Source organism: Sorangium sp. So ce426, assembly GCF_051475585.1.
GTDB lineage: Bacteria > Myxococcota_A > Polyangia > Polyangiales > Polyangiaceae > Sorangium > Sorangium cellulosum_B.
Genome location: NZ_CP150341.1, coordinates 698,622 through 724,527, shown reverse-complemented (window position 1 = coordinate 724,527; position 25,906 = coordinate 698,622). Strand labels below are relative to the sequence as shown.

Here is a 25,906-nt window from a genome sequence, read left to right as displayed (position 1 = left end):
GCGCGCTCCGCCGCCCGATCCTGCTCGGCTGGATGGTGGCAGGCGCGCTGCCGGCGCTCTACGTGGGCCTCGTCTGGTGCGGCCTGCTCCCGGACACCCATCTCCGGCTCGCGCGGCCCTGGGGCGCGCTGCTCGCGCTGGGCGCCACGTCGTTCATCGCGCTCCGGTACCTCGCGCTCGCGCTCGCCTCGGCGCACGCCCGCCGGCAGGGGGCGTGGCGCTCGCGGCTCGGCGACTCCCTCGTCCCCTTCGCCGCGTTCGCCGCGGCCATGGCCGTGGCCGGGCCAGAGCTTGGCCGGCCACTCGACCGGCTCACCGTCCTGGTCGCAATCGATCGCAGCCGCTCGATCGACCTCGTACCGAGCGCCGATCGGCGCGTCGCGCAGGAGCTCTCCGTCGCCGAGCTCGGCATGCGCGAGGACGATCGGATCGCCACCATCGCGTTCGCCGCGGGCGCGGCGACCGAGGATCCGCCGCGCCCGCGCTCGCAGCTCGCGGCCCCGCAGCGGGTCGCGCTCGGCCGGGACGGGACGGACCTCGCCGCCGGCATCCGGCGCGCGCTCGCCGAGGTGCCGCCGGACTCCGCGGCGCGCGTCGTGCTGCTCAGCGACGGCGTCGCGACCCGAGGCGACACGATGGCCGCGGCGGCCGCCGCCGTCGCCGCCGGCCTCCCTGTCGACGTGATCCCGCTGGAGCAGCGGCTCGTCCCCGACGTCCGCGTGGTCGCCCTCCGCGCGCCTGCGCGGGCCGACGAGGGCGAGGCGCTCGATCTGCGGCTCGTCACCTCGTCTCCGTCGCCGGCCGAGGTCGAGATCCGCCTCCGCCGCGACGGCGAGCTCATCGCCCGCACCGAGGCCTCGATCGCCGCGGGGGAAGACGTGCTGCGCATCCGGGAGAAGGCGCCGGGGCCCGGGCTGCACCGCTACGACGTCGAGATCACCGCGAAGGATCCGAGGCTCGACGAGGCCGCCGAGGACAACGCGGCGAGCGCGTTCCTGCGCGTCCGCGGGGCCGCGGCGGCCCTCGTGCTGGAGGGCGACGCCGGGCAGGGCGCGTTCATCGCGCGGGCGCTCGCGGACGGCGCGTTCCGCGTGGACGAGGGCGGCCTGAGCCGCGTCCCCGCCGATCTCGGGGAGCTCGCCGGCTACGACGTCGTGGTGCTCAGCGACATCCGCGCGTCGGATCTCTCGCCGGGCCAGATCGACGCGCTCGCGAGCTACGTCCGCGATCTCGGCGGCGGGCTCCTCCTGATGGGCGGCGATCGGAGCATGGGGCCGGGCGGCTACGCGCGGACGCCGCTCGAGGAGATCTCGCCCGTCGCGTTCGACCTGAAGCAGGAGCGGCGGCGGGCGAGCCTGGCCGAGGTGATCGGCATCGACATCTCCGGGTCGATGGCGGCGACCGCCGGCGCCCACACGAAGCTCGAGCTCGCCAACGAGGCCGCGGCCCGGTCGGCCTCGCTGCTCGGCGCCGGCGATCGGATCGGCGTCGCGCACGTCGACACGGCGGTGCGGTGGAGCGTGCCGCTCGGGCCGGTCGCGAACGGCGCCGCGATCGAGAAGGCGATCCGCGCCGTGGGCCCGGGCGGCGGCGGCATCTACGTCGACATCACCCTCGAGGCGGCGTACCAGGCGCTCGACCGGGACACCTCGAGCCTGAAGCACGTGCTGCTCTTCGCCGACGGATCGGACGCGGAGAACATGGGGCCGTGCCGCGCGATGGTGGAGGCGGCGATGCGCCGCGGGACGACGACGAGCGTCGTGGCGCTGGGCCAGGGCAGCGACGTGCCCGAGCTCGAGGCGCTGTCGCGCATCGGCGGCGGCCGCTTCTACCTCGTCGAGGACGCCACGCGGCTACCCGCTGTGTTCACGCAGGAGACCATCATGGCGGCGAAGAGCGCGATCGTGGAGGAGCCGTTCCACGTCGCGCTGGGCGCGCCGTCGTCGATCACGGCCGGCGTGCCGTTCGGCGAGGCGCCGCCGCTCGGGGGCTACGTGGTGACGGTCCCGAAGAGCCGGTCCACGGTGCTGCTGTCCGGGCCGGAGGGTGATCCGGTGCTCGCCGTGTGGTCGGCGGGGCTCGGCCGGGCCGCCGCGTTCACGAGCGATCTCAAGGGCCGCTGGGGCGCCGCGTGGACGCGCTGGCCCGGCGCGGCGCGGATGATCGCGCAGGCCGCGCGCGACGTGACGCGCAAGGAGGAGGATCCGCGCGTGCGCCTGGAGGCGGACGCGTCGGGCGGCGAGCTGTCGGTGCGGGCGAGCGTGATCGGCGACGACGGGCGTGCGCAGTCGTTCCGCCGGCTGGTCGTGCACGTCGCGGGGCCGGACGGCTTCTCGCGAGAGCTCCCGCTCGAGGCGACGGGCGCGGGCGCGTACACGGCGAAGCTGCCGCTGTCGCGGCCGGGGACCTACGTGGCGGTGGCCCGGGACGAGCTCACGGGCGAGGCGGTCGGGACCACGGGGGCGGCGATGACCGCCGGCGAGGAGCTGCGCCCGACGGGCAGCGATCTGTCGCTGCTCGGGCGGATCGCGGAGTTCACCGGGGGCAAGCGGCGCGACACGCTCGCGGGCATCTTCGAGGATCGGGCGTCGAAGCGCTTCGCGTACCGGGACGCGACGCCGGGCCTTGTGTTCTTCGCCGCGCTCGCGCTGCTGCTCGCGGTGGCGGCGCGGCGGTTCGCGCTGCCGGAAGCCGCGGCGGCGTGGCTCGCGCGGGCAGGAGAGCGGCTGCGCGCGGCGCGGTGGGGAGCCGCCGTGGAGCCGGCCGCCGCGGGCGCGACCGTGGGGGCGCTGCTGTCGGCGCGAGAGCGGGGGCGCGAGCGGCGCGAGGGCGCGGAGGCGCGACCGGCGCCGCGCGAAGACGGGCGTGGCGGGGGCGCGCGGGCGGGGACGATGCCAGGGAGGGCAGCGCCGCCGGCGGGAACGCCGGGACCTCAACCTGGGTCGGCCGCGTCGTGGCCTCAACCTGGTTCGTGGCCTCAACCTGGGTCGGCGGCCAGGCCTCAACCTGGGTCGGCGGTGGGGCGTCAACCTGGGTCGGCGGCGAGGCCTCAACCTGGGTCGGCGGCGGGGCCTCAACCTGGGTCGGCGGCGGTGGGGCCTCAACCTGGGTCGGCGGTGGGGCATCAACCCCCGTCCCCGGGGGGCGGACACGCAACGGGCGCGGGCGGCGCGGCGCCGGAGGGGCGGCCGCTCACCGCGGCGGAGAAGATCCTGGCGCGCCGCCGCGGGCGGCAGTGAGCGTGTCGCGCAGGCCCCGCCTCGTGAGCTCTCGTCGGGGGCTCGACCCGCTCGTGAAGGCGGAGGGCGAGCGCGCGCTGAGCGTCGGCGTGAAGGCGCTGCGGAGCGTGCTCGGGGCCGCGGAGGCTGCCGGGATCGACGGGGGCTCGCTCGCCCGAGCGCACGGGCTCACGCCGGAGGAGCTGCGCAACCCCGACTTCCGGCTCTCCTATCGCCGGTGGATCGCGCTCTGGGACGATGTCGTCGAGAGGGCCGGCGATCCGGGCGTCGGGCTCCGCGCCGCGGAGGCGCTCTCGATCGGCCACTGGGATGTGATGGATTACGTCGTCGCGTCGAGCGACACGGTGGGCGACGCCTTCCAGAGGTTCTCGCGGCACTTCGCCGTCATCAGCACGGCCGTGCGCCATGTCCTTCACGTCGATGGCAAGGAGGCCCGGCTCGTCCGGGAGCACGTCCCCGGCGCGGCCCCGCACCGGGTCGCGACCGAGTTCGGCTTCGCGAACATCGTCCTTCGCTTCCGCGCGCTCGCCGCCACGCCGCTATCGCCTTCCTCGATCCAGTTCCGTCACCCGCGCTGCGCCCCGCTCGAGGCGTACACCCGTATCTTCGCTTGCCCGGTTCGATTCCGAGCGCCCGGCGACGCGATCGTCCTCCCGCGCGCGGCGCTCGCGACGCCGATGAAAGGGGCCGCCCCCGAGCTCTGTGCCGTCCTCGAGCGCCACGCCGCCCTGCTCGTGCAAAAGCTCCCGCCCGCCCACGCGAGCCTCGTGGAGCGCGCGCGGCACGCGCTCGCCCTCGAGCTGCACGGCGGCGCTCCCAAGCTGGCGACGGTGGCGAAGCGGCTCGGGCTGAGCGCGCGCACGCTGCAACGACGCCTCTCGGAGGACGGCTTTCCCTTCCGAGCGCTCGTCGAGAAGACCCGCGAAGAGCTCGCGCTGCGCTACCTGGAGGATCCCGCCATCGGGCTCGCGGAGATCGGCGCGCTGGTGGGCTTCTCCGATGTGAGCGCGTTCTACAAGGCCTTCCGGCGGTGGACGGGGAGCACGCCGGGCCAGCTCCGCGAGCGCTCCATGGCGTAGGGCGTAGCCGAGGGCGCCGCCGGACAATCGATTGGCGTGGCGGCACAATGCCGTGGGCGGCCCGGGTTCGTACGCTCCGGTCATGCGCTCCTTCGTCCGCCGCTCTTGTCGCGCTTGCCTCGCTTGCCTCGCTTGCCTCGTGCTCGCCTCGGGCTGCCTGGATCCGGACGCGCCTGGAAACCTCGTCCCGAGGACGGTCGCGGAGGACGACGCGCTACCTCGCTTCACCCTCCGCGACGGCGCCCTCATTCACCTTCGCACGCAAGGGGACCCGAAGAACCCCACCCTCATCACGCTGCACGGCGGCCCCGGCGGCGACATGCGCGGCATGCTCGGCCTCGGCGCGCTCTCCGAGCGGTACTTCGTCGTCCACTGGGATCAGCGAGGCACCGGTCTCTCGGAGCGCGTCCCTTCGTCGGACTTCACCGCCGAGACGTACGCGGCGGATCTCCACGAGCTCGTCCAGCATTTCTCCCCCGACGCGCCGGTCACGCTGTTCGGGCACTCGTGGGGCGCCATGTACGCGGCCCTCTATATCCAGAGGCACCCCGACCGCGTCGGAGAGGCCGTCCTCAGCGAGCCGGGCTTCCTGAACGCGGCGATCGCGAACGAGACCGAGCTCTTCACGTTCGGCCTCACCGCCGAGGGGCTGAACGATCTCGGTTGGTCGGAATGGGCCATGAGCCCCGACGGAGACGCGCGCGCCGACTTCCTCCTCTCGTTGGGACAGGGCTGGTCGCAGCCAGGGTATTACGAAGACCCGGACGACCCCGACAACCTCAAGGCCTTCCGCCTGGGCGCGCGCGCGATGCGGGACCTGCAGAGCTCGGCGAAGACGGACGGAGAGTGGGACTTCGATTTCTCTTCCGGTCTCGATCGCTTCTGCAAGCCGGTGACCCTGATCGGAACGACGATCAACACCGTCATCGGGTTCGAGCAACAGGAGCGCCATCACGCCCCTCTTTTTTGCGACGTCGAGCTCGTCCGCATCGAAGGCGAGGACCACGGCTGGGTGAACAAGCACCCCGATCGTGTCATGGAAGTCCTGCGCGCCCATCTCGGCGCCTACGAGGGGGCGAGATGAGGGCCGTCGCCCTCGCCGCGGCGATCGCCGCGACGGCGGTCTCCGCTGTCGCGTCGGCCGCGCCCATCAGCGGGTATCAAGGGGAGCAAGAGAACGCGACGCACGTCACTCTCGGATGGAACTCCGCGCCCGCGCTGGAGCTCGCCTACGGGCGGGCGATCCCGGTGGAACGGCTCGTGCGCCGCCTCGACCTCGAGATCGGGCTGACGCTGCCGGTCTTCCTCGTGCCGGCGCTCGACTCCTTCCGCCTGGAGCCGGCGGCGCGCGCGACGCTCCTGCAGCACGGCGGCTGGGGGCTCGCCGGGCGCCTGGGGCTGCCGGTGCAGACGGGCGACAACCAGACGTTCCGGTTCGCGAGCGTGGGCGCGCACCCCGGGCTCGCAGGCGGGTATTTCCAGCGCGGCTGGTTCATCGCGCTGGAGGCGGAGTACACGGCGATCCTGAGCACGTACATCGCGGCGAGCGATCGCGCGCGCGCGACCTACGAGGGCATTCGCGACGGCTTTTATGCGCCCACGGGGGGCTACCTCGACGCGAGCCTCGCGTTCGGGTTGTCGATCGGCCCGAGCGTCGAGCTCGGGCTGCGCGCGGGCTATCGCTCCACCCACGGCCTCGAGCCTCCCCCGCTCGTCCCTTTCCGCGCCGAAGTGGGCGTGTCTTACGCATTCGGAGCGTCGGCGGCGGCGCCGCCCCGAGAGATCACGCAGTAGCGTGGCGCGCGGGCGGCCCTCCCCCGCTTGCGTGTGACACGGATTCTCGACCGTCGCGAAGCGGACGCGACGTCGAGGGAGACCGTGTGCTCGCGGCGCCACCCGGGCGGCGGCCGCGCTCACGCAGCGAGGACGTCGGAGTAACGACAGGGGGCGTCCGAGGAGAGCGCGTGTGCGATCCGCTCCGCTGGGACGCCGCCGCGGACCAGCGCCTTGCGGCGTGCTCGTGCAGGTGAGTTCTGGCCCGCATTTCACGGTGAAGGTGATCGCGCGCCTCGGCCAGGTCGGCTGCCACCACGTCCCGGCGCCGTGCCAGCTCCTCCCGGTGCCGTGCCAGCACGTCCCGGCGGCTCCCCAGCAACCCCGGGACGCGTGCCAGCACCCGCTGGTACGGCTCCTCGGACTTGCTGGTGCGGCTCCCCGAACCTGCTGGTACGCTTCGTCGTACCTGCTGGTACACCTCCTCGGACTTGCTGGTACGGCTCCCCGGACCTGCTGGTACGCCTCCTCGGACCTGCTGATACGGCTCCCCGGATCTGCTGGTGCGCCTCCTCGGCCCTGCTGGTACGGCTCCTCGGACGTGCTGGTACGCCTCCTCGGGCCTGCTGGCACGATTCCCGGCCCTCTCGGCGGCGCTGGCCGCGCTCTCCGGCCCGCTGGTCGCGCTCCACGGCCTGCTGGGACGCGCCCCGGCCTGCTGGGACCGCGCCCCGGGCGCGCCGGCGCAGCCTCCCGGCGTTGACAACGTGCTCTTCGTCGAGCCGGGCCCATCCGGGCTCGAGCGCGCATCCTCGATCGTCGAGACGGGCCGGTCCGCGCGAGCCCTCCAGGGGCAGACGCCGGCAGGCTGTACTCCGCTGGAGCCATAACAGCCTCGGCTCGCGCCTGCCCGCCCGACGATAAGGCATCAGCGGCGGCGCGAAGCGCTGCCCGCTGCATGCCCTTGTTGGGCTGTGACTAATTCGCTTTCCTAGCAGCGCCGGCTCGCTCTGGCTCGTTGTCGACGTTGCGGGCCACTACTCTACAAGGCGCGCGCCACCGTCAATGACTCCGGATATGGTCATGACGCTACGCCCCGAGTTCGATCTCGCTCCAGTCCTTTGCTTTCAGCCCAGGCACCTCCAAAAGGCCCCGATCGGACGTTACCAAGATGGCTCCTTCAGCTTCTGCTTGAGCTGCGATCAAGGCATCGGCGCCCGAAACTCGGCTGCGCCCCTCGCCGCCCGAGCGCGCGGAGATCTCGGCTGCCAGCCGTGCGGTCTCCTTCGTGACTGGAATGTATGTGACCGACTGGGCCAGGTTGTCCAGCTGCGCTAAGCTCGCGTTGGCGCCGCGACGGGTCAGGGTTGCGCGCAACTCGTAATCGGCAAGGACGGAGACGAGAATCTCGGGCGCATCTGCGCCGCGCAGCAGAAGTGACCGGAACCACTCCTGCACGTCTCGATACCCCGTCGGATGGCAGAGCCGCACGAGGACGTTCGTGTCGAGCATGAGCTTCACGTCACGCAGCCTCCTCAAGCAACGGTTCGACGTCCGGCCACTGGAGCGGCTCGATCTCATCGGGCTCGAGGGCCGGCTCCTCTTCATGCGCTTCAGTCATCCATTGCTTCATCTGATGGGCGAGCGTGGCGTAGCGTCCCGCCCGCATGCGTGCGAGGAACCGCTCGGCCGCTGCGCGGTCATCGTCCGAGAAGCGCATCTGCACACTCCCCGCGAAAACCTCTGCGCCGGACGAAACGGCATCGGCCCATGCCTCGAATTCCTCCGAGAGGCCCGGCTCCGTGCGAAGGCGCTTCTCAACGACATCGAGAGAGACGGAAGCGAGCACCTGGAGAAGATGCCCGCACAGCTCGCACCTGCTGATGGCACCGTCCTGGTAGGCGCGGAAGATTTCGTCGAACGTCAGCATGTTTCCTCGCATCGCATGGCCCTCACGTGCTCATCGGCGGCGTCCCACGCACGGTCGTGGAGGTTGCGTGGCACTCCGGGCTTCACCATGTCGATGATCTCGATGCCCGGGATGGTCTCCCGGTGCTCGAACAGCTCCCGAAGCGCGTTGAGCTCGTACATCTCGTGCGCGATCACCGCCACAATCGCCTCGTCGCTCTCGAGCACCGAGCGCCGGACCTTCACGTTGATCCTTTCCTTCGCGTAGAAGTCGGACCAGCGGTAACGTCTGATGGACGTGAAGTGGTTGTACACGGCGTAGGCTCCCTGCGGTACGGCATCGTCGCGGAAATGGAAAGCGATGTCTTCGGGGATGACAATGCCCCGGCGCCTCGCCAGCTCGACGGCTTCCGCTTCGCTGCGCGGACCGTTACCGTTGGGTGCCCAGGGGAGCGTCCGCGGGTCCTGGGCGGCTCCGATGCCTTCGGCGAGCTTCGACGTCGACGGGTCATCGGTCACCAGTCCGCTCCCGGCGCCACGCACCGACGGAACGCGCTTGGCCCGAAACCAGATGCGCGCTCAGTGAGTCCAGTACGTCCGCTCGCGAACATGGGCATATTATACCCGATCGTGCGCAGGGGCGGGAGGTCTCCATGGCCGCCTCCGCTCCGCCCCCTCCGCGAGAAACCCGGGACGAAATTAGGAAACGCTGTACTAGCCAACGGGCGCCGCGACGGCGGGTGCTGCGCCAGCCGCCGGCTGCTGCGCCCCCGCGCCGTTCGGTGCGGCGGGCCCGGCGCCCGCGCCGGCGGCAGGCGTGGGCGCGCCTGGCGGCACGGCCGCGCCTGCGCCGCTCGGCGCGGCGGCCTCTCGGGTTCGGCGTCGGTGTCGCCGGACGACGCCCCGCGGCCGCCGCGGCCCTTCCGGACGACGCCCCGCGGCCGCCGCGGCCCTTCCGGACGACGCCCCGCGGCCGCCGCGGCCCTTCCGGACGACGCCCCGCGGCCGCCGCGGCCCTTCCGGACGACGCCCCGCGGCCGCCGCGGCCCTTCCGGACGACGCCCCGCGGCAGCCGCGGCCCTTCCGGACGACGCCCCGCGGCAGCCGCGGCCCTTGTAGAGCGACGGCGCGATCGTGTGGGCGTCTACCTCGGTCCAGCGCAGGTAGGCCACGGCGCGGCGGGTCTGGTCGTAGGCATGCGCGAGCAGCGCGAACGCGCGCGCCCGCTGGTCCGCGACCTTGGTCGGCCCGGGCCCCTTGCCGTGCTCTCTCACCCCGAGAGCGGCGCGCCGTAACCGCCCGACCAACGCCATCGTGATCAGCCCGTCGGGGCCGGTTACCAGTTCCCATCGCGACGAAGGAGGAAGCGATGGCGACGAGGGTGGAGTGGGCCGAGCGGGTGGAGCGATGGGAGCGCAGCGGGCTGAGCGCCGAGAAGTTCGCGCGGCGCGAAGGGTACAAGCCGAAGCAGCTGTACTGGTGGCGCTGGAAGCTGCGAGCTGACCAGCCCTCGCCGTCGTCGTTGACCGAAGCGCCGCGCTTTCTGCCGGTCCACGTGGTGACGGACGCATCGGTCGTCGCGCCGGAGCCGATCGAGATTGCGCTGCCCAACGGGCGGGTGGTGCGGGTCCGGCCGGGCTTCGACCCGGCCACGCTCGAGCGGGTCCTGGCGCTCGCGGCCGAGGAGACGCCGTGCTGACGCTGCCGCCGTCGGTGCGCGTGTACATCGCAGCCGAGCCCACGGACCTGCGCAAGAGCTTTGATGGGCTGTCAGCCTTGGTCTCTCAGCGCTTCGGAGCCGATCCGATCTGTGGGCATCTGTTCGTGTTCAGGAATCGGCGAGGTGACCAGATGCGCGTCTTGTTCTGGGACCGCACTGGCTACATGATCGTGGCGAAGAAATTGGCCCGCGGGCGATTCCATCTCGCCCGCGACCTGCCCAAGGGGACCACCCACGTTGAGGTCGATGCGGCCGAGCTGTCGCTGATGCTCGAAGGGTTCGACCTGTCCGAGGCCGTGCGGCGCAAGCGCTGGAGGCCCAGCGTGAGAAAAATTGCTCCGTCGAAGCAAAGCTTGATGGATGCGCGGGGGATAGCTATCCCCCGCGCCACGTGACCAGTCCTCTTCAGTCCCAGGCACAACTGCCCGCCGATCTGGCGGATGTGCGGCGCAAGCTCGAGCAGCTGGCGGCCGCCGGGCAGCTTCCGGAGCTCATCGACCTGGTGCTCGGGCTGCTGGTCCAGCTACGCGACAAGAACACCGCGCTCTCGGCGAGGCTCGCGAGCGCGCTGCGCGAGCTGTACGGCCGCAAGAGCCAGCAGGTCTCGACCGAGCAGCTGATGCTGATGTTCGCCGAGCTCGGGGCGGAAGCGCCGCCGGGGGCGGCGGGCTCGGAGCCCGGCGCGGACGCTCCGCCGCAGCCGGAGCAGGGGCTGGTGCCGCAACCCCCTGAGCCGCCGAAGCCGCCGCGAGGACGGGGCGGGCGCGCGCCACTTCCCGAGCACCTGCCGCGTGAGACGCGCGTGGTGCCCGTCCCCGAGGCGGAGCGGACGTGCCCGCAGTGCGGCGCGGACAAGAAGTGCATTGGCCATCGCACGAGCGAAGTGCTCGAGTTCGTGCCGGCGCAGTTCAAGATCATCGAGGAGAAGCGGGAGAAGCTCGCCTGCCCGCGTTGCCCCGAGCAGGGCGTAACGACGGCGGACAGCGAGAAGGTGATGGACCGAGGGCGCCCAGGACCGGGGCTGCTCGCCAGCATCCTTGTCGAGAAGTTCGAGGACTCGATGCCGCTGTACCGGCAGACGCAGCAGTACGCGCGCTTCGGCGTGTCGCTGTCGCCGTCGACGCTGGGAGACTGGTCCGCGTTCGCGCTCGATGTGCTCGCTCCCGTGGCCGAGAGGCTCGGGGAGCGGGTGCTGGACTCGTTCTATCTGCGCGCCGACGACACGGGGATGCGGGTGCTGGATCGAGATCATCCGTCGGGGGTGAAGCGAGGCCATATCTGGGCCTTTGTCGGCGCGGATCTCGTCGCGTTCCTGTACGCACCGGACTGGAAGGCGAAGCATCCAGCCGCGCTGCTGCAGGGCTTCACCGGCTACTTGCAGGGCGATGGATACGCGGGCTATGGCGCGATGCTCCGCGGAGGCGACGACGGCGAGATGATCGTGCCCGAGGAGCGTCGGCTCGGCTGCGGGATGCACATCCGCGCCAAGTTCGAGAAGGCGGCCAAGGGCGGCGACGCGCGAGCGGCGGTAGCGCTCTCGTACTTCAAGGCCATCTACCGAATCGAGGCGACCTGCAAAGATGAGGCGCTGTCCACGGAGGCGCGCCTGGCGCACCGGCAGGAGCGGTCGCTCCTCGTTGTGGACGAGCTGTATCAGTGGATTCACGAGCTGCACCTGCGGCTCGTGCCAGGCACATCGCTCTACATGGCTACCCAGTATGCCATCAACCAGGAGGCAGCGTGGCGGCGCTGCTTCACGGATGGACGCTTTGAGATAGACAACGGCGAGGTCGAGCGGCAGCTAAGACGTGTAGCCCTCGGAAGAAAGAACTATCTATTCGCGGGCTCCGACAAGGGCGCTCAGCGCCTGGCCATCGGCTACACGATCTTCGGCTCGTGTCGGATGCACGGAGTCAACCCGCTCGCCTGGGCGACAGACGTCATCGGCAAGCTGCAGGCGGGCTGGCCGCGCGACCGGCTGGACGAGTTGCTGCCCGACGCATGGGCGAGATCGTCGCGTGCCGCTCCGAGCGCCGGCGACGCCGACGTGACCTGAACAACGCCAGCTTCGGCCGGCCACGCAAGCGGATGCCGCCTCGCTGGGCCTTCTTTCAGGACCGCCTGTGCCCGCTCCGAGTCGTGGGCCGACGCCGCCCCGCGCCCAGCATCGTCGACCCCAGCGAGCGCCGCAAGGGGCCGTGCCCATGGCGATGGCCGGGCGCTTACGGCGCGCCTCTGCGGCCCGATCTCCCCGGCGCGCTTCATCTCCTCCTCGGTCGCAGCCGTCTTTCCGGCGATCTTGGATGGGCAGTTCGGTCGTTCTGCGCCGGGACCGTCTCCGGTGCCGGACGGAAGCTCAGCTAGTCTCCCAGACTGCCTCCGGTGCCGGAGGACGAGCTCAGCTCACCCGCCCAACGACTGGCGATGAACCGCGCGGTGGGCTGGCGAGCGAAGCGAGCCTGCCCACCGCGTCGGTCTCCATCGCTGAGTTGGGCGGCATAGAGCAAGCTTGTCGCCCTGCAAGCGCGCAGGGGCACTCTTCAGCGCGAGAAGAAGGTGCTTGTGATTTCTTCGGCTGGGTTGGGTCAAAGTCATGCCTCCCAGTCGATTGCGCCACATTTAGGACATTTGTGTCGCCTGTTAATGAGCCATCTTACGATTTCGTCCTTGAACACAAGCATAGCGGTTCCTCCCGAGATGATGGCGATCACGATCGGAAGCGCAAAACCAGTCCCCGCGAACAGGTATGTAACCCAAGCCCCAAACCCTCCGATGGGCATCGCGCCTCCAATGATCTTCACGAAGAACCCCAGAGACGTCTCCTCCGAATGACCGCACCTACAGCACCGAATTTTCATAGCTCCGTTTCACTTGCCCGTTGGGCGGCTGCGTAAGAAACCTTAGGCGTCGCGTGGCTTCACGCACGATTGTGGCACTTTGGTTGGACTAGGCATCACCGGACAATTCGCGGGCGACGACGACGAGTTGCTCTTCGAATTGCCTCCAGAACTGTATGGTGAGCCCATTCCTTAGAAAGTATGCCTCGCCAGCTCGCGTCTTCCCATTGCGCGTGGCGTAGGCATTCGGTGCTCCCGGGGGAGCAACAAAATAAGCGAGCGCACCCTGACCGGCGAGATAGTCTCTTAGAGGGTGGATCCAGCGCTGCGTTTCGTATTCTTTGGCGCGTCCGGGGGGTACGCTGAGATCAAGGAGCCAGCCTCTGCTGAAACAATCGAGGTGAAGAAGCGTCTTCCGGTCTTCCGCCAGAAAGCAGTCGTCGCGTACCGGATGCTTCCTGTAGCAGCGGTGAAAATGCCGGTCGTTGTCTCGCATTCGGGTGTCGAACCCGACCTCGAACTTGCCCAGCTTGATCGATTCGCCCATTGGAAGAATCAGTGGTTTCGCTGGCTCTCGGTTATTGTCGCAGACCATTTGGGGATGCCGATTCACATAGCACAGGGCGTAGAGTCCCTGTTGTAGGTCCGTGCGGGATCGCAGCGTGGCGAGCGTAGTGACGTCGGGTATCCAGTGGAGAGCCATAAGGCACAGAGTCTTACCACGATGAAAATGTCAACCGTCACGGAACGACTCCAGTGCGGTTCGGTGCCGGTCCGCCCAACGATTTGGCGGTGTGCCACGCCGCCAAGCGGCGTCGGCACCAGCGCATTGTTGGGCTGCTCCTCAGCCAATCAAGACAGCACGAGGAAGGCTGCCGTCGGGTCCGCTTCGAAGGCGAGCACGTCGTCGTACCGCGCTCGGAGCAAGGCTGCAACTGCGGCTGTCGTGCAGTTCCCTAGGCGCACCCATATTATCTTGGGCGGATGGCCGTAGAGGAATGCCCGCTGCTGGAAGTCTGAGTCCTTCGAAACAATTGTAAATCCGTTCTGGGCGGCAAAGCTCCAGACGACCTGATCATCGGCAGCGCTGAGCCCGACATTCCGGACATGAACGGATGCGGGATAGTGCTCCGCCAGCAAGGCGACGAGCCGATGCGACAGGTTCTGATCGAACAGCAGCTTCACGTCGGCGGCACCGCCCAAAGCCTACGCTCTCGGTCGGCCGCGAACGCCAGGCAGGCACGCACGTCTTCCGCAGTCAGATCCGGAAAGTCGGCAAGGATCTCCTCTACCGACATGCCAGAAGCGAGATACTCCAGAACGTCAGTCACTGTAATCCGCAACCCGCGGATGCACGGCTTACCGCCGCGCTTGCCTGGCTCGATCGTGATTAACTGCTGGTAGTTCATGCCAGCAGGATAAACGGGCGCGCTCCCGGCGTCAACATGGCCAGCTGCGCAGGCGCTCAGCTGAGGGTCGGGAATCGTACGAGACGCAGATGCCAGGCGGGGGCGGGCGCAGTCGGTTCAGCGTCGTAATGGCGGCCAGCAACAGTTCGTCCACCGTTTCCGCTGCAAGCGGCCGCCGCTCCCTGGCGGGTGCGGTGCAGGAATTGTCCGACAGGCCGTTGTGTCCGCCCAACGGCTTGGGCTTCAGCCTCAGGGCGTGCTGGCGAGCGAAGCTACCCTGGGTGCCCCGTCGTGCTGTAAGCCCTTGTTGGGCAGCCTTGGTCATGGACGACCCTTACTTCGCTCAGGTCGGGGAAGCTGGACAGCGGAGATCTCAGCCGGCGCGTTCGCCGTCTCGCGCGCGACAACGCGCACTTCGCCCTTCTCGAACTGTGCTTCAGCAATGCTGGTGACCGCGTCGTTCCAAAGAACTGAGCGGGTATCCAAGGCGGCGGTATCCGTCTGCGTCGCCATCGAGAAGATCACTCGCCGCACACCCCCGGTCTCACCGGTTGGACCGACAACACAGCAGGGAAGCGGCGGCGTGAAGACGGCGTGGAAGTCGCCGGCGCCATTCTTCGCATGATCGAGCACCGCGGTGCGCAAGTGGGGGGTAACCTGGTCAAGGATCGCCCCTACTGTCGCGGCGCGGGTTCCAACCTCGTCCGTCAAGATCGTCTCTCGGCCCGCCTGCCACCGCGCGCCGGCGCCGTCAGCGAGCGTTACATCGATCACAGTGTCAAACTGGACGTGCACGAGCTTGATGAAACCGCCCACGAGGTTGCGCGCGAAACTGGACCACGGGACGGCGGTGCTCTCGACGGGATCAACCGCTACCGATTTCAATGCTTCGGCCTTGCGTCTCGCCGCATCGGTAAAGCCGTTCGCCGACCAGAGGATCAGCTTGTTCGTTGGAAGGTCGGCATGTTTCTGGGCCATGCTTTCCACCCATGTGACGTCGGCGGGGCGACTTCGGTCCCGCACCTCGATCCCTAACATGATCGAGTACCCACCGATGGACGACTCGGCAACGACGTCCACCTCACGATCTTCGCCAGTGCGTGCGTCACGCAAAAGGCGGGACTCCGTAACGGTCCAATCAGGACCGAGATCCTTGTGAACCTCGAGCACCAAGCGTTGCAGGATGTTCGAACGCGCTGGCATCGCTACCGTTTCCTTGGGCTATTCCGGGGGCTGCCCAACGCCTCGTCAATCTGCTGCGGGGCGGGCTGCCGCGCGAAGCGCGGTTGCCCGAACCGGCAGCCGCATTGGCATGTTCGGCGCCCGGTCAGGAAGAACGAATCACACAACCACCACCGCGGCTTGCGTTCTCCAAGCGTCATCTCGAAGGGCTGCGCGTCTTTCGTCGGCGCGCGGGCTGCCGCCCCGATGCCGCCCCGAGGCGCTTCTGAATCGCCGCTTGCGTTTGGCGGGGCAGCGTCGCGAGGTACTCCTCCGACAACGCACGAAGCATCGCGTCCGGCAACGCGAGCACCGCCTGCGCCTGGGTGAGCCCGGCGAGGCGCTGCTCGGGGGCGAGCCCCGCGAGGCGCTGCTCGGGCGCGTACGCCTGCAGCACCTGCTCCGGGGCGAGCCCCGCGAGGCGCTGCTCGGGCGCGTACGCCTGCAGCACCTGCCCCGGGGCGAGCCCCGCGAGGCGCTGCTCGGGCGGCAGCCGCGCAACGAGGCGTGCCAGCGCCTGCTCGAAGCTCTCGACGACCCGCTTTTCGTCCTTCATGTGCCGCTTCCTCTGCCCCGGGAGGGGGTGTCGAACTTGCTCGACATGCTCCAGGAGCGCCCAGAACACCGCGACCTCCGCCGGGGAGAGCGCCGGGATGCCGCCGGGGTCGGCGACCATCCCAGGGGTCACAATGTACAGCAGATGCTCGCCCTCGCGAGCGTTGGCGGGCACCGTCTCCACCACCCGCAGCGGGAAGACACCGAGCCGCCCCTCGTGCGTGCCCGGCCCGGTCGGTGTGAGCGCGCAGCCGAGCGAGATCAGCGCCTCGGTGAAGCGCGGGGTCAGGCGGGGCGCGAGCACGCGGAGGGCGACCGCGGCGGGAGCTTCGATCTCGGCGACCACGAGGTACTGGAGCGCGTACGCGAGGAGCATGCGCGCGTCGTCGCGCTCGAGCTCGTCGGTCGGCCCCTTGAAGTGCACCAGCGTGTGCTCGGCCAGCTCGCCCACCACGCTCGTGAGCAGGCGCGGCCTGGGTGGGGCTCCGCGACGGCTGCGACGGAGGATGACGATGTCGACGCGGAGCGGCTCGCGGGCGAGCTGGAACTCCGAGATGCACTGGTACCGTAAGCGCTGCGCGAAGCGCCGTCTCACCCCGGCTGCGCTGTCCAGTTCATGATGGCGTGCATGACAAGGACGAAGGCGACCGAAGTGATGTGGTCCGAGCGCGTTCGGGCGTGGCGCGAGAGTGGTGAAACGGCGGAGGAGTTCGCTCGGAGCCGCGGATTTGCGGCCTCGACGCTGCACGGCTGGTCGAGCCGGCTGTCACGGGCCGAGCCCCCGCGCTTTCTGCGCCTGGTGCCGAAGGCGCCCGCCGTGACGAGCAGCGCTGCGGAGCTCGTCGTCGAGGTCGGCGGCGCGCGGGTGCGCGTCGCCGCGGGGTTCGACCCCGCGCTGCTGGCGGAGGTGGTCCGTGCCCTCGGCGGAGCGGCGCGATGATTCCGGCGGGCGTGCAGGTGTTCGTCGCGCTGGAGCCGGTGGACATGCGCTACGGCTTCGAGCGGCTTTCGGGTCTCATCCGTGAGCGTGTGGGGTACGAGGCGCGCTGCGGAGCGCTGTTCGCGTTCGTCGGCAAGCGGCGGACCACGATCAAGATTCTCTTCTTCGATGGCAGTGGAATCTGCCTGTTTTCAAAACGCCTTGATCGCGGAGCGTTCGCACTTCCCGACCCCCCGACCGAGGGCGCCACGCACGTCGAGGTGGACGACGCGACGCTCGAGACGCTGCTCGACGGCATCGAGATCGCGCCCACGTCCAAACCGCGAAGGCGCGCACCGCGCCGCGTCCACTGAGCCGCACGAATTCGCTCGACAAGTACGCGCGGCTTACGTAGAGCGGCGTCGTGCACGACGCCGCCGCCAAGCCGACGCTGTCGGCCGAGCAGCAGCGCATCGCGCAGCTCGAAGCGGAGCTCGCCGCGGCAAAGAGCGAGCTCGTGGGAGCGCGCGATGCGCTCGCGCAGCTTCGGCGCGCCTACACCCGTGCGCTCGAGCAGCTGCAGCTTCTGCGACGTCGACTGTTCGTGGCCAAGGCGGAGCGCGCCGAGGTGAGCGCGGAGCAGCTGGCGTTCGACTCGATGTTCCTCGAGGTCCAGCGCCTCGAGAAGGCACTCGACGCCGCCGAGCGCAACACGGGCGACGAGCGGCAGCACGACGACCCCAAGGGGCCGAAACGAAGGTCCGGCGGCAACGGCCGTCGCGACCTGTCCGAGTCCGACCTGCCCGTCGTCCGCATTGAGCTCTCCTGCCCCGAGCTCGATGCGACGGCGACCCGCATCGGGGTCGAGGAGACCTCGCGACTCGGCTACGAGCGCGGCGGAATGCGCCGCATCGTGCTCGCACGCGTCGTGTACAAGGCCGAGCGGTCCGTCACGGATGCGAGCAGCTCTGGCGAGGGGGAAGCGGCCCCGCTCCAGGTCGTCGCGAGAGAAGCCCCGACGCCGACGCCCGCTGCGAGCGTCAGCCCGGAGGGCACGGCAGCGGCCGGCGAGCCGAGCGCTTCCTCCACAGCGCTCGACGCGCCCTCGCTCGACGCGCCGCCGCCGGCGCCGAAGGGCGAGACCTGCACGGTCTTCATCACGACGCCGCTTCCGAAGGAGCTGTTCCGGCGGTCGTTCCTCGCGCCGTCGATGATTGCGCACATCCTCACCAGCAAGTACCTGCTCGGCGTCCCGTTCTATCGACTGGAGCAGCAGCTGGAGCTTCAGGGCGCGTCGCTCGATCGCGGCACGATGTGCCGCTACGCCGAAGACGTCGGTGCGACCCTGGGCGCCATCGTCGAGGCCGCGCGCAAAGAGGCCTTCGAGACCGCCTTCTGCCTGTCCACGGACGCCACCGGGGTCTCCATCCAGCCTGGGCCCATCCAGGAGCGCAAGGACAAGAAGCCCGGGCCGTGCCGCAAGGGACACTTCTTCGTCGTCCTCGCGGACAAGGATCACGTCTTCTTCGAGTACCAGCCCAAGCATACCAGCGCTGCGGTCTGCGAGATATTCCGCGGCTTCTCTCGGTATATTCAAGCTGACGCTCACGCCATCTATGACGCCCTCTTCCGCGGCACACCACCAAGAGGCGCTGCTGCCGACGAGAAGCGCGGTCCGCCCCCGACCGAAGTCGGATGCTGGTCGCATTGCCGTACCAACTTCTGGGAGGCGGCGGTCTGCAAGCACGAGCTCGGTGTCGAGGGGCTGCGTCGCATCAACGTCATCTTCGCTGCCGATCGCGCGCTCGCGGATCTTGCGCCCGCGCAGCGCAAGGTGCGCCGAGATGCCGTCGTCCGTCCTCTGGTGGACGCGTTCTTTGCCTGGGCCAGGGCCGAGCACGCGCGTCCTCGCGAGCGCGGCCTGGTCTCCACCGCGCTCGGCTACGCCCTCAACCAAGAGCAGCCGTTGCGGCGCTTCCTCGACGACGGTCGGCTGCGCCTGGAGAACAACGCCAGCGAGCGAGCGCTGCGATCCATTGCGGTTGCGAGAAAGTCCTGGCTCTTCTTCGGCAGCGACGACCACGCCTCCGCCGCGGCCAACCTCTTCTCGCTCGTGGCGAGCTGCAAGCTGCACGGGCTCGACCCGGAGGCCTACCTGGCCGACGTCATTCGCGCGATGCCCTACTGGCCGCGGGACCGCTACCTCGAGCTCGCCCCCAGGTACTGGGCGCGCACCCGCGCCCGGCTCGTTGACGACGAGATGAACCTCGCCCTCGGGCCGATCACCGTCCCGCCTTCGCTTCCCGCGGAAGAGCAGCGCGCCACGAGCTGACCGAGCCGGTTCCATCGCCCCCATCCTGCACCAGCTGACCGAGGTTGGGGCCGACGGCGCTTCATGCAGCGCTTACCTGGTACCAGCCCTCGGGGAGCACGTGCTCCAGGAGCGCGACGAGCACCGGGTGCCAGGCGGTGTAGACGCGAACACGCCGCTGTCGCTGCGAGGATCGAACCTCGCGCGTCGTCGCCGTGCGGTTGCCCTTCGCCATCAGGAGCAGCGCTACCACGACCGTCGCCGGCCAGCGCCTTCGTGGCGTGGCGCGGTGACATCGGCGACGACGCGCTTTGCCCCGCGGCGTTCCCGCCCCGCATCGGGCGTCGCGCGACAACAACCGTCGGCTACGCTCTCCGGCGCCGAACACCGGCGCTAACCTGCACCGGGTCCCAAGGATGCCACGACCCGCTTGGGGAGGACTGACGCCAGCAGACTGATGTGCCGAAGGCACGTCGGTCGAAACAACCCCGGCGCGGCCCCGGTGTCAGGTTCAGCGGCTCGTTAGGTGGCCGGCCCGAACGTTCATGTGTACATTGGCGCGGTGCGACGACAACCGGGCCTGGCGAGTGTGTTCCTGACGGCCATCATGGGGCTGGCGCTGTCGTTCTTCATGCTTACCAAGATCGATCCGGACAAGGGCATTCCGGAACGCGACCGCCTCACCTCTGCGAGCGGACTGGTTACTTCCCACGAGACGGTCCACCACGACGTCCATTTCACGTTGCAGGATGGAAGACGGTTCACGTACCTCGGCAAAGCGAAAGCGGTGGGCGCCGTCGAGAAGGCCATCGGCGAAGCCCATCAAAGGGTGGTCACGATTCTGTACGACGCGTCAAATACCGTCGGACCGGTCTTCTCGAAGGAGAAGTTCTTTCCGGTATACGAGATCCGCGTCGGCGACGAACTCGTGCGCAGCCATCAGGATGTGGACCAGGCTTGGCGGAGAGACAATCGCCTGGCCCCTGTGCTTGGCTGGGGGTTTCTTGGGATGTCAGTTCTGCTTCTGGCGCATGGGGCTCGTCGGTTGCGACAGAGGGGCGCCTAACGGGAAGGCGCTCATCCGCGGCGCGAAGCGCCGTCGGGTGCTGCGCCGGGTTGGGCGGCTCCTCTCGACTTTGGAGAGGGGCACGGTGCGTCGGGAGGAGAATCACAGCGTAAGATCGGTGAGCCCTCCCGCGGCGTCGCGCGCCCAGCATACCCGTCGCCGTTACTGACAAGCATAGTCACGCAGGACATTCTCCTCTCGTGCGTTTTGGCGAAACGATTCCATCTGTGGCTCAAGACGGGCCAGTCCGCCTACAGCCTCGGCGAGGCACGCTTTCGCGTCATCACGTTGACGCACAACCGCGGTCGTCTCGGTCATCGACAGGCCCGGCTCACGAAGCTTGGCGGTTGCCGCCGACTCGTCTTGCGAGCATCGCTCCGCCTTCGCCTTCAAGCGTTCCATTCCCGTTTCAAACATATCCAGCGTTTTTGATGTGTGCTCCCAACGCTCGGTGAGTTGCTGACATGTTGCTCGGCGCCGTGCGGTCCCATAAACTGCAAGCGCGCTCAGTCCGAGTACGCAAGCGCCTACAATTATCGCTACGCGCTTTGTCCGCGGTCCCATCGACGTCCTTCCGTCCAGACGTAATAACTGTCCGCTAGGGACCCCACGCCGTCAAGCGGTACGCGGACGAGAGTAGCGTCGCCGGGCCGCTGGACTGGTGGGCTGCCAGCACCGGAGCCAGGTCAGCGATGGGCCGACGGGGCGTGCGCGTCCGTCCCCTCCCCGTCGCATGCGGCTCGTGCACGACGAGGCATCGCCGCCGGTCGGGCCGAGTGCGCGGCAGTGCGCTACGCGTCGGTCCGCCCAACATTCGCTTCAGCTGTGGGCTGGCGCGGCAAGCGAGGTGGCCGAGGGAGGCTGCGCGTCGCGAGCCGGCTCGTCAGCTGCAAGCGGAAGTTCGGCCGCTCCTGGGTCAGACTCGTTACCGTCGGCGTAGCTCGTGATGCGTACAACATTCAGACTACCTTGTTCTCTGAGACTTCGCCAAGAAGCCAAGAAACTCCCGGACCACGCCCTCGGGATCCGTGTAACAACGATGCGCATCATAGAATTCGATCATTGTGACACCATACTCCTTGAACAGCCGTGCGCGATCATGATCCTTTGGCGCGGTTCGCTGCGTGTGAACATGCTCGCCCATCACCTCCAGAATGCCCCACTTGCCGTCGAGGCAGACGACGAAATCCGGCTCACGAAGCTCAGCGCGGCCGCTCATGGACTTCTTACCACCAAGAACCCCGGTTGCGTTCACGAAGAAGAAGACCGAACATTTTTTAAGGGCTTCGTATATACGGATCTCAGTCTTGGAACGAAACCAAAGTCCGTCGTGCTCGATGGCACGCTCTGGTTTCCATGTGGGTCCGGGCAGGGGTTCGTTTTCGTCGGGTGGTGACTCCAACAGGGGGTCGACACTCACGTGCAAGATCGTCCAACCAAGGCCCGCAGGCAGAACCCTTTTGGCGGCTTCCATGAGAGCACGCTTCTCGATAGAGCCAAACTTCGGAATTCGATCCATCGGCACCTTTAGACAAAGTGTGCCCTCCCCTCTGCTGACGCTGAACGAAGAAATCGAGTCGATTGTGAGGGCCGCCAAGGTCGCTTTCCCCTCTGCCTCAAGCAGACCGCGGAGCGTGTGCAAGAAGGTTCTGGAGTCGGGGCAGGCGGGCCCGTCGTCATCTTGATCCTCGCGGCATTCAAGCCAGGACCGAAGTGGCTCCAGTTCCTTCGAGACGAACTCTCGGCGCTCTTGCCATCTTGAAAAGGTTTTGAGGGATGGCCACGTCGACTGGAGAGACGCACTTTTCTGGATGAGTGCCGGTAGGCGCTTTCTTACCTCCTGGTGTCCGAGAAGCTGACGACGTAGGCGAGCGTAGGCTTGTTCCTCATCCGGAGTGCCCCTCCGCTCCGCGCGCTGATGGAGGATCTTTTCGATTTCGTCCACGGCCTTCAACCAGTCCGAAGCGTCGTCAAGCATAGCCATTCCTTGGTACCGATTCGTCCGACGTTGCGAGAGGGCAGCGCAGAGCCAATCAAGAAAGGACAGATATTGCGGACGGAGTTCTTTGCCGAACGCCTCGGCAATCAGCCGCGAGCGCGCGGCCGAACGGAGAGAGGCTGCGTGCTCGTCGGCTGCATTGCCTCGTTGGGCGGCACGATCGGCCATCGTCGCTCACTTGTCGGACTTCTCGGGTTCGGGCTTCGCCGCCCCGATCTTCTTGTGTTCATCCTCCAGACGCACATCGATCTGCACAGGCTCCGGCTGCCGAACAATTAGACTGCTAGCGCTTCTAGATACCGCACTCGCGAACGACTCGGCCTCCTTGCTCATCAGGATACCGAACGCCTGGGCGGCTTCCGACGCTCCTTCGATGAGAGTTCTTGCGGCTTGGTCCGGCTGCTGATTCCGAGCAGTGACCTTGGTCAACTCCCATCGTAGGAGAACATGTCGAAGTCCGAGCGCCGTCTGATAATACACGACCCACTCGCCGTGCCAATTGAAGAACGTCTGGAGGGAGGTGGCGACGAGCACCAGCGCGGAGAGAAGTGGGATGACCCATTTGTAGGAAGCCCCAAGGTCTGCGGTTGATACTACAGGAACGGACGCGCTCAGGAAGATGATGAGGACACCCACCGCTCGGAAGCCGATACGTGGCCCGTGTCGATGCTGCTCGAACCAGATGGCCTGCTCCTCGATTCGCTTGACCAGCGTTTGATCGAGCTGTGAACTCAGCGATTCAATCTGTTCGTTGGTGTTCGTCATGTCTACCCACGTTGGTAACCTGTCGCCGAAAACGGCACGCCGCATTCACGCCCGGACATATGGCTCCGCCCGCTGCGCTCACCCAGAACACCCTCGCGGGCTTGCCCGCCCAACGTCGCAATTAACTGTGATGCATGACATATCTACGCATTTTCACATGTAGACCGCGAACCGTGGCACCCTATCTCCATATTCCCGAGGATAAGTCGCGGCCCATCACGGCCTATCTCCGCAATCCCGCAGATAGGCCGCGACCTTCCGCAGCCTATCTGCGGGATTGCGGAGATAGGCCGCCGCTGCGTACCTACGCATTCCCGTTGCTAGGTCTCGAACGGCGACGGCGTGTCGTCGCGCAAGATTCCCGCCGACGGCTGGGCACCCATCCGCTTCCACAGCGGTAAGCCCCCACGGCAGATGGGCGCGGAAGAGGTCACGGCCTTCCTTGACGAGCTTGCGGTCGCACGCCGCACCGCGGCATCCACGCAGAACCAAGCGCTGTGCGCGCGCCTCTTCCTTTACAAGCGGGTTCTCGACCTGCAGATACCCCGGCTCGACGCGCTCGAACGCGCACGCCGGCCGGAGCACCGCCCCTCGGTCCTCTCGCGACAGGAGACGCTCACCTTGCTTGAACACTTTGTCCCGCCTTTTCGGTTCATCGGCGAGCTCCTCTACGGAAACGGCCTCCGGCTCCTCGAAGCGCCTTCGATTCGCGTCAACGACGTCGACCTCGATCGACGACAAATATCGGCAGTTCAAAGGGCCGTGCACGATGCCGGACGCGCGGCGGAGCTCGCCAAGCCCGCGACATGCCGACCCCTCCGCCACAGCTTCGCGACCCACCTGCTCGAGGCGGGCATCGACATCCGGACGATGCAGACGCTGCTCGGCCACAGAGATGGGCGGACCACGATGATCGGCATCCACATCGTCGACCGCGGCCCTCTCGGCGTCATCAGCCCCCTTGACCGCTGACCGCCACGTCAGCGGGGAGCGCCTTGAGCTCCGACCCCACCCCGTCGTCCCGGCCCCACCCATCGTGAAAGGTAGCGTACCTGACAGCTGCGCCGCCGTGTCAAGGACACCAACGCGTGCTCGTGCGGGCTCCACACCGGACGACTCGAGCTCGGCCGAGGCGTCCACGCCGCGCGCTCGCGATGGGCATTCCCCTCGCCGATCCCGTCATCCCCACGCCCACCGGGGCAGCTCCGTCCCCAAGCAGGCGGACGGCCCAGGATCTGGGCGCCGGCGTGCCATGGGCGATGCCGCGCGCCACGCACGTGACGTGGGCGCCGCCTCGTTCCGCAGCGGCCTCGAAGCGCTTGCCCAACGTTCGGGATCACTACGCGCGGGGTCGTGCCTTGCGTGGCCGGCCCCGCTTGACCGGCGGTAGCTCCCGCTGGCGGAACAGCACCCCGGGCCGGACGCCGAGCACGTCGGCCAGCCTCACAAGGACGGCCACCCCGACGTTGGTCTTGGCGCGCTCGACCTTCTGCAGAAATCCGAGGGCGATTCCGGCTGCGCTGGCGAGCTCTTGCTGCGTCATGCCGCGCTTCAGGCGGATCCGGCGGACGTTGGCCCCGATGAAGCCGAGCACCTCCTCCAGCCGGGCATCAGGCATGGCGAAGGCGTCGTCTCTCCTGCGACCTGGAATAGAATCTCATATGTCTCATTTGTGTTGGCGTGCTCCCGCCGCGCCACCTAAGCTCCCCACAAGCAAGTGCTGCCCGCGACGGCGCCAACCGTCCGGGCAGCGTGGCCGAACCCCGCGCAAACGAGGTCCGACATGGAAACGGTACGTCCGCGCCCCGAGCAGGGCCAAGAGATCGATCCGCCCTCACGCCGCCGCCGCCTGCGCTCCCCGGCGCGCGGCCGGCTCGCCCGCCCGCCCAAGCCCCATCGAGAACCGCCGCACCCCGCGGTCTACCTCGACCCCACCGCGCTCCTCGAACAGCGCCCGCTCATCCGCAGCGCGCTGCGCGTCCGCGGCGTCCGCGCCGCGGATCTCGACCACGTCACGCAGGAGACCGTGCTCGGCGCCTTTTGCAGCATGCGCGCCGGGCGCTTCCGGCCGTCCCCTGATCAGCCGCCGGGCGACGCGTTGCGCGCCTGGCTGGTCGCGGTCGCCCTGCGGCAGGCGTCGCACCACCGCGACAAGGCGTACCGCCGGCACGAGGTGCCCGCGGTCGATCCCGATCGGCTCGCTCCCCTCGCAGCTCCCTCGCCGGAGGAGCGCATCGTCGCGCGCGGGCTGCTCCGTGCCTTCCACCGCCTCCGCACGGAGCTCCGCGAGGTCCTGGCGCTCACCGCCGCCGGCCTGACGACGCGCGAGATCGCGGCGGAGCTCGCGATCCCGAGGCCGACGGTGGCCACGCGCCTCCGCCTCGCGCGCCGCCTCTTCGCCCGCTCGCTCACCCGCGCTCGGAGGTGGCCCCGATGAGCGGCGCACCCGTCGACGCCCCCGCCGAGACGGCGGCCGAGATCCCGACCGTGACCGAGGCCGGACTGATCGAGATGGTGCTCGGGATCCCGGCCGTAGGAGCGCGCATCCTTGGCGCGGCCGCCCTGCCGTCCCTCGGCCGCCTCTCTCCGGCGGCCATCGCCGAACGAACCCAGATCGCGCTGCTCGACGCGACGCGGCTCGCCGCGGCCTTCGAGCTCGGCCGCCGCGCCCACGCCGCGCGGGCTCGCCGAGGCGCGCTCCTCACCGACGCCGCGCGCGTGGCGCGGTACTTCGGGCCGAGGCTCGCGCACCTCGTCCACGAGGAGCTCTGGATCGCGGCGCTCGACAGCCACGGCCGCGTCCGCGAAGCGCGCATGCTCGCCCGCGGCGTCGACGACGCCCTCCACGCAGGCCGCTCGACCGTCCTGCGCACGGCGCTGGACATGGCGGCCGTCGGCTTCGTCCTGGCCCACAACCACCCGAGCGGCGATCCGACGCCGACCGCGGAGGACGACGCGATGACCGAGGAGCTGCGCGATCTCTCCTACGCGCTGAACGTCCCGCTCCAGACCCACGTCATCGTCACGCCGAGCGGGCGGTACCACGCCGTCCTGGAGTAGCCATCGCGGAGCCATCGCCGCGATCACGTCGAACCGTGGCGAGCC

Annotated in this window: 27 protein-coding genes; 14 read left to right on the top strand and 13 right to left on the bottom strand. The window is 68.8% G+C overall.

What is annotated here, in order from left to right:
- The first annotated feature begins 32 nt into the window (after window positions 1-32).
- The 4 genes from WMF44_RS02725 to WMF44_RS02710 all read left to right on the top strand — a co-directional run bounded on the left by WMF44_RS02725 (window position 33) and on the right by WMF44_RS02710 (window position 6,112).
- Window positions 33-3,239, top strand: coding sequence for a VWA domain-containing protein (locus WMF44_RS02725; RefSeq protein ID WP_437297547.1), 3,207 nt, complete (start codon window positions 33-35; stop codon window positions 3,237-3,239).
- Between the two features lie 23 nt (window positions 3,240-3,262).
- Window positions 3,263-4,318, top strand: coding sequence for an AraC family transcriptional regulator (locus WMF44_RS02720; protein WP_437297546.1), 1,056 nt, complete (start codon window positions 3,263-3,265; stop codon window positions 4,316-4,318).
- Between the two features lie 82 nt (window positions 4,319-4,400).
- Window positions 4,401-5,402 carry an alpha/beta fold hydrolase gene (locus WMF44_RS02715; protein ID WP_437297545.1) on the top strand — a complete coding sequence of 334 codons (1,002 nt, stop codon included), beginning with the start codon at window positions 4,401-4,403 and terminating at the stop codon, window positions 5,400-5,402.
- Window positions 5,399-6,112, top strand: coding sequence for a hypothetical protein (locus WMF44_RS02710; protein WP_437297544.1), 714 nt, complete (start codon window positions 5,399-5,401; stop codon window positions 6,110-6,112). The genes WMF44_RS02715 and WMF44_RS02710 overlap by 4 nt, the downstream gene beginning before the upstream one ends.
- 1,068 nt (window positions 6,113-7,180) lie before the next feature.
- Here WMF44_RS02710 and WMF44_RS02705 read toward each other — a convergent pair.
- The 3 genes from WMF44_RS02705 to WMF44_RS02695 are packed head-to-tail and all read right to left on the bottom strand — an operon-like array spanning window position 7,181 to window position 8,518.
- Window positions 7,181-7,603 carry a type II toxin-antitoxin system VapC family toxin gene (locus WMF44_RS02705; RefSeq protein WP_437301523.1) on the bottom strand — a complete coding sequence of 141 codons (423 nt, stop codon included), beginning with the start codon at window positions 7,601-7,603 and terminating at the stop codon, window positions 7,181-7,183.
- Window positions 7,604-7,613: 10 nt separating this feature from the next.
- Window positions 7,614-8,021: a hypothetical protein gene (locus tag WMF44_RS02700; protein WP_437297543.1), complete on the bottom strand. Its 408-nt coding sequence runs from the start codon at window positions 8,019-8,021 to the stop codon at window positions 7,614-7,616.
- The gene (locus WMF44_RS02695) at window positions 8,015-8,518 is read right to left on the bottom strand and encodes a hypothetical protein (protein WP_437297542.1); all 504 of its coding nucleotides are present in this window, start codon (window positions 8,516-8,518) and stop codon (window positions 8,015-8,017) included. Before WMF44_RS02695 ends, WMF44_RS02700 begins: the two co-directional genes overlap by 7 nt.
- Window positions 8,519-9,368: 850 nt before the next feature.
- Between WMF44_RS02695 and tnpA (WMF44_RS02690) the strand changes: the two genes are divergently transcribed.
- From tnpA (WMF44_RS02690) to tnpC (WMF44_RS02680), 3 genes are read left to right on the top strand one after another with little or no spacing between them, the layout of a single operon-like run.
- Window positions 9,369-9,698, top strand: coding sequence for an IS66 family insertion sequence element accessory protein TnpA (gene tnpA / locus WMF44_RS02690; protein ID WP_437294489.1), 330 nt, complete (start codon window positions 9,369-9,371; stop codon window positions 9,696-9,698).
- Window positions 9,692-10,114 carry an IS66 family insertion sequence element accessory protein TnpB gene (tnpB, locus tag WMF44_RS02685; RefSeq protein ID WP_437294488.1) on the top strand — a complete coding sequence of 141 codons (423 nt, stop codon included), beginning with the start codon at window positions 9,692-9,694 and terminating at the stop codon, window positions 10,112-10,114. The genes tnpA (WMF44_RS02690) and tnpB (WMF44_RS02685) overlap by 7 nt, the downstream gene beginning before the upstream one ends.
- Window positions 10,111-11,775 (top strand): IS66 family transposase, encoded by a 1,665-nt coding sequence (tnpC, locus tag WMF44_RS02680; RefSeq protein WP_437294487.1) that lies wholly within the window; start codon window positions 10,111-10,113, stop codon window positions 11,773-11,775. Before tnpB (WMF44_RS02685) ends, tnpC (WMF44_RS02680) begins: the two co-directional genes overlap by 4 nt.
- 890 nt (window positions 11,776-12,665) lie before the next feature.
- Here tnpC (WMF44_RS02680) and WMF44_RS02675 read toward each other — a convergent pair.
- The 5 genes from WMF44_RS02675 to WMF44_RS02655 form a co-directional block, all read right to left on the bottom strand.
- Window positions 12,666-13,103: a hypothetical protein gene (locus WMF44_RS02675; RefSeq protein ID WP_437297541.1), complete on the bottom strand. Its 438-nt coding sequence runs from the start codon at window positions 13,101-13,103 to the stop codon at window positions 12,666-12,668.
- 305 nt (window positions 13,104-13,408) lie between these two features.
- The gene (locus WMF44_RS02670) at window positions 13,409-13,741 is read right to left on the bottom strand and encodes a DUF5615 family PIN-like protein (protein ID WP_437297540.1); all 333 of its coding nucleotides are present in this window, start codon (window positions 13,739-13,741) and stop codon (window positions 13,409-13,411) included.
- Window positions 13,738-13,965: a DUF433 domain-containing protein gene (locus tag WMF44_RS02665; RefSeq protein WP_437297539.1), complete on the bottom strand. Its 228-nt coding sequence runs from the start codon at window positions 13,963-13,965 to the stop codon at window positions 13,738-13,740. Before WMF44_RS02665 ends, WMF44_RS02670 begins: the two co-directional genes overlap by 4 nt.
- Window positions 13,966-14,286: 321 nt before the next feature.
- Window positions 14,287-15,135, bottom strand: a complete 849-nt coding sequence (locus tag WMF44_RS02660) for a hypothetical protein (protein ID WP_437301522.1) — start codon at window positions 15,133-15,135, stop codon at window positions 14,287-14,289.
- A gap of 208 nt (window positions 15,136-15,343) precedes the next feature.
- On the bottom strand, window positions 15,344-16,336 hold the full coding sequence (locus WMF44_RS02655; RefSeq protein WP_437297538.1) for a hypothetical protein: 993 nt from the start codon (window positions 16,334-16,336) through the stop codon (window positions 15,344-15,346).
- 21 nt (window positions 16,337-16,357) lie between these two features.
- Here WMF44_RS02655 and tnpA (WMF44_RS02650) point away from each other — a divergent pair, with 21 nt between their 5' ends.
- The 3 genes from tnpA (WMF44_RS02650) to tnpC (WMF44_RS02640) are packed head-to-tail and all read left to right on the top strand — an operon-like array spanning window position 16,358 to window position 18,992.
- Window positions 16,358-16,681 (top strand): IS66 family insertion sequence element accessory protein TnpA, encoded by a 324-nt coding sequence (tnpA, locus tag WMF44_RS02650; RefSeq protein WP_436617722.1) that lies wholly within the window; start codon window positions 16,358-16,360, stop codon window positions 16,679-16,681.
- 11 nt (window positions 16,682-16,692) lie between these two features.
- Complete coding sequence (gene tnpB, locus WMF44_RS02645) at window positions 16,693-17,034, top strand: IS66 family insertion sequence element accessory protein TnpB (RefSeq protein ID WP_437297537.1); 342 nt, start codon at window positions 16,693-16,695, stop codon at window positions 17,032-17,034.
- A 50-nt stretch (window positions 17,035-17,084) separates the two neighbouring features.
- Entirely contained in the window at window positions 17,085-18,992 is a 1,908-nt protein-coding gene (tnpC, locus tag WMF44_RS02640; RefSeq protein WP_437297536.1) for an IS66 family transposase, read from the top strand.
- A gap of 61 nt (window positions 18,993-19,053) precedes the next feature.
- Here tnpC (WMF44_RS02640) and WMF44_RS02635 read toward each other — a convergent pair whose 3' ends face one another.
- On the bottom strand, window positions 19,054-19,224 hold the full coding sequence (locus tag WMF44_RS02635; RefSeq protein WP_437297535.1) for a hypothetical protein: 171 nt from the start codon (window positions 19,222-19,224) through the stop codon (window positions 19,054-19,056).
- A gap of 309 nt (window positions 19,225-19,533) precedes the next feature.
- Between WMF44_RS02635 and WMF44_RS02630 the strand changes: the two genes are divergently transcribed.
- On the top strand, window positions 19,534-20,037 hold the full coding sequence (locus WMF44_RS02630; protein WP_437297534.1) for a hypothetical protein: 504 nt from the start codon (window positions 19,534-19,536) through the stop codon (window positions 20,035-20,037).
- Between the two features lie 162 nt (window positions 20,038-20,199).
- On the opposite strand, the gene WMF44_RS02625 is transcribed toward WMF44_RS02630, so the two are convergent.
- From WMF44_RS02625 to WMF44_RS02615, 3 genes are all read right to left on the bottom strand, one after another.
- Window positions 20,200-20,439: a hypothetical protein gene (locus WMF44_RS02625; RefSeq protein ID WP_437297533.1), complete on the bottom strand. Its 240-nt coding sequence runs from the start codon at window positions 20,437-20,439 to the stop codon at window positions 20,200-20,202.
- 562 nt (window positions 20,440-21,001) lie between these two features.
- Window positions 21,002-22,015, bottom strand: coding sequence for a hypothetical protein (locus tag WMF44_RS02620; RefSeq protein ID WP_437297532.1), 1,014 nt, complete (start codon window positions 22,013-22,015; stop codon window positions 21,002-21,004).
- A gap of 195 nt (window positions 22,016-22,210) precedes the next feature.
- Window positions 22,211-22,801, bottom strand: a complete 591-nt coding sequence (locus tag WMF44_RS02615) for a DUF4231 domain-containing protein (protein WP_437297531.1) — start codon at window positions 22,799-22,801, stop codon at window positions 22,211-22,213.
- Window positions 22,802-23,143: 342 nt separating this feature from the next.
- On the opposite strand from WMF44_RS02615, the gene WMF44_RS02610 reads away from it, so the two are divergent.
- Window positions 23,144-23,773 carry a tyrosine-type recombinase/integrase gene (locus WMF44_RS02610; protein ID WP_437297530.1) on the top strand — a complete coding sequence of 210 codons (630 nt, stop codon included), beginning with the start codon at window positions 23,144-23,146 and terminating at the stop codon, window positions 23,771-23,773.
- Between the two features lie 367 nt (window positions 23,774-24,140).
- Here WMF44_RS02610 and WMF44_RS02605 read toward each other — a convergent pair whose 3' ends face one another.
- Window positions 24,141-24,419, bottom strand: coding sequence for a helix-turn-helix domain-containing protein (locus WMF44_RS02605; protein ID WP_437293727.1), 279 nt, complete (start codon window positions 24,417-24,419; stop codon window positions 24,141-24,143).
- Between the two features lie 165 nt (window positions 24,420-24,584).
- Between WMF44_RS02605 and WMF44_RS02600 the strand changes: the two genes are divergently transcribed.
- Window positions 24,585-25,238, top strand: coding sequence for a sigma-70 family RNA polymerase sigma factor (locus WMF44_RS02600; RefSeq protein WP_437297529.1), 654 nt, complete (start codon window positions 24,585-24,587; stop codon window positions 25,236-25,238).
- Window positions 25,235-25,861, top strand: coding sequence for a JAB domain-containing protein (locus WMF44_RS02595; protein ID WP_437297528.1), 627 nt, complete (start codon window positions 25,235-25,237; stop codon window positions 25,859-25,861). Before WMF44_RS02600 ends, WMF44_RS02595 begins: the two co-directional genes overlap by 4 nt.
- Window positions 25,862-25,906: the final 45 nt, after the last annotated feature.

Bases quoted from the DNA above. Each gene is read 5' to 3' on its own strand.
- WMF44_RS02725 (WP_437297547.1), top strand. From the start codon at position 33: ATGGTGGCAGGCGCGCTGCCGGCGCTCTACGTGGGCCTCGTCTGGTGC.
- WMF44_RS02715 (WP_437297545.1), top strand. From the start codon at position 4,401: ATGCGCTCCTTCGTCCGCCGCTCTTGTCGCGCTTGCCTCGCTTGCCTC.
- WMF44_RS02710 (WP_437297544.1), top strand. From the start codon at position 5,399: ATGAGGGCCGTCGCCCTCGCCGCGGCGATCGCCGCGACGGCGGTCTCC.
- WMF44_RS02705 (WP_437301523.1), bottom strand. From the start codon at position 7,603: ATGCTCGACACGAACGTCCTCGTGCGGCTCTGCCATCCGACGGGGTAT.
- WMF44_RS02700 (WP_437297543.1), bottom strand. From the start codon at position 8,021: ATGCTGACGTTCGACGAAATCTTCCGCGCCTACCAGGACGGTGCCATC.
- tnpA (WP_437294489.1), top strand. From the start codon at position 9,369: ATGGCGACGAGGGTGGAGTGGGCCGAGCGGGTGGAGCGATGGGAGCGC.
- WMF44_RS02675 (WP_437297541.1), bottom strand. From the start codon at position 13,103: ATGGGCGAATCGATCAAGCTGGGCAAGTTCGAGGTCGGGTTCGACACC.
- WMF44_RS02665 (WP_437297539.1), bottom strand. From the start codon at position 13,965: ATGAACTACCAGCAGTTAATCACGATCGAGCCAGGCAAGCGCGGCGGT.
- tnpA (WP_436617722.1), top strand. From the start codon at position 16,358: ATGATGGCGTGCATGACAAGGACGAAGGCGACCGAAGTGATGTGGTCC.
- WMF44_RS02625 (WP_437297533.1), bottom strand. From the start codon at position 20,439: ATGGAACGCTTGAAGGCGAAGGCGGAGCGATGCTCGCAAGACGAGTCG.
- WMF44_RS02620 (WP_437297532.1), bottom strand. From the start codon at position 22,015: ATGCTTGACGACGCTTCGGACTGGTTGAAGGCCGTGGACGAAATCGAA.
- WMF44_RS02615 (WP_437297531.1), bottom strand. From the start codon at position 22,801: ATGACGAACACCAACGAACAGATTGAATCGCTGAGTTCACAGCTCGAT.
- WMF44_RS02605 (WP_437293727.1), bottom strand. From the start codon at position 24,419: ATGCCTGATGCCCGGCTGGAGGAGGTGCTCGGCTTCATCGGGGCCAAC.
- WMF44_RS02600 (WP_437297529.1), top strand. From the start codon at position 24,585: ATGGAAACGGTACGTCCGCGCCCCGAGCAGGGCCAAGAGATCGATCCG.
- WMF44_RS02595 (WP_437297528.1), top strand. From the start codon at position 25,235: ATGAGCGGCGCACCCGTCGACGCCCCCGCCGAGACGGCGGCCGAGATC.